Annotated in this window: 1 protein-coding gene and 1 pseudogene; both read right to left on the bottom strand. The window is 68.4% G+C overall.

Annotation, left to right across the window (positions count from 1 at the left end; translation table 11 throughout):
- The coding region (locus ACFKCF_RS61615; protein WP_394506795.1) for a cellulose binding domain-containing protein at nucleotides 1–824 on the bottom strand (824 nt) is incomplete at its 3' end.
- A 23-nt stretch (nucleotides 825–847) separates the two neighbouring features.
- Nucleotides 848–1170: pseudogene (locus ACFKCF_RS61610) on the bottom strand (hypothetical protein); the annotation flags it as partial.

Below are 1170 nucleotides of genomic sequence, written 5' to 3'. Positions count from 1 at the left end.
CCGGTCCAGAACCGCGGGGCGTTGCGAGCGGACGGGATCGGCTTCTGGCAGGTCGCGGTCACGTCCTTGCACGCCCAGTCGACGCCGGTGAACTCTCCCCAGGTCCAGTGGAGGTCGAGGATGGGCGTGATGCCGTTGGCGACCAGGAGGTTCACGTAGTCCTTGACCTGCTGCTGGTATGCGGCGCCGCTGGGCGAACCGTTGGTGCCGAGCCAGCACTCCTCGTTCAGCGGGATGCGGAGGGCGTGGATGTTCCAGGTCTTCATCGCGTTGACGGAGGTCTGGTCGACCGGCCCGCCGTCCCACATCCCCTTGCCCTGCACGCAGGCGAACTCGCCGCTCGAGCGGTCCACGCCCAGCAGCCGGTACGGCTTGCCCTTCGCAGTAACGATCTTGTTGCCCTGGACGTGCAGCTGCGGAGCCGGCGTCTTGGGCGGGTCGATGATGGTGCCGTCGCACTTCACCCCGTTGACGGAGATCGAGGCGGGCACGGGATTGGCGTCGCTCCACGAACCGTTGAAGCCGAGGCCCACCGAGCCCTTGGTCGCAACCTCGCTGTTCCAGCTCAGGCTCTTGGCGGTGACGTGGGTGCCGGACTGGGACCAGTCGGCGCTCCAGCCCTGATTGACGCGCTGGCCGGCGGCGGGGAAGTCGAACTCCAGAGTCCACGTTGTCAGGCGGTCACCCAGGTTGGTGAAGGAGACTTCGGCTCCGAATCCACTTCCCCATTGGCCGGTGACGGTGTACTTGGCCGTGCAGCCGGTGGCGGCGGTCGCCGCCGGGCCGGTGACGAGCCCGGCGACGGTGAGGGCGGCAGTCGCCACCGCGGATAAGATCGTGCGAACTTTCATCGGGGGGTGTCCTCTCTGTGGTCGTACGGCGGTGCGGAGCCGGCGGCGACCACGTCCGCCGGGTCGAAATCGAAGGTGCGGCCGCGCGCGTCCGGGTCGGGTGCGGCGGCGGCCAGCAACTTGGTGTAAGGGTGGCGCGGATCGAGGATCACCTCATCGGCCGGCCCCCGCTCCACGACCCGCCCTCGGTAGAGCACGAGGATGTCGTCGGCGAAGTGCCGCGCGGTGGCCAGGTCATGGGTGATGTAGAGGATGGCGAGATCCTCCTCCTGCTGCAGCCGGGCCAGCAGGTTGAGCACGTCGAGCCGGATGGAGACGT

The sequence above is a fragment of the Nonomuraea sp. JJY05 genome (genome assembly GCF_043496855.1).
Classification (GTDB): domain Bacteria; phylum Actinomycetota; class Actinomycetes; order Streptosporangiales; family Streptosporangiaceae; genus Nonomuraea.
Note: the sequence above shows the minus strand (reverse complement) of the source record. Positions and strands in the feature narration are given on the sequence as shown.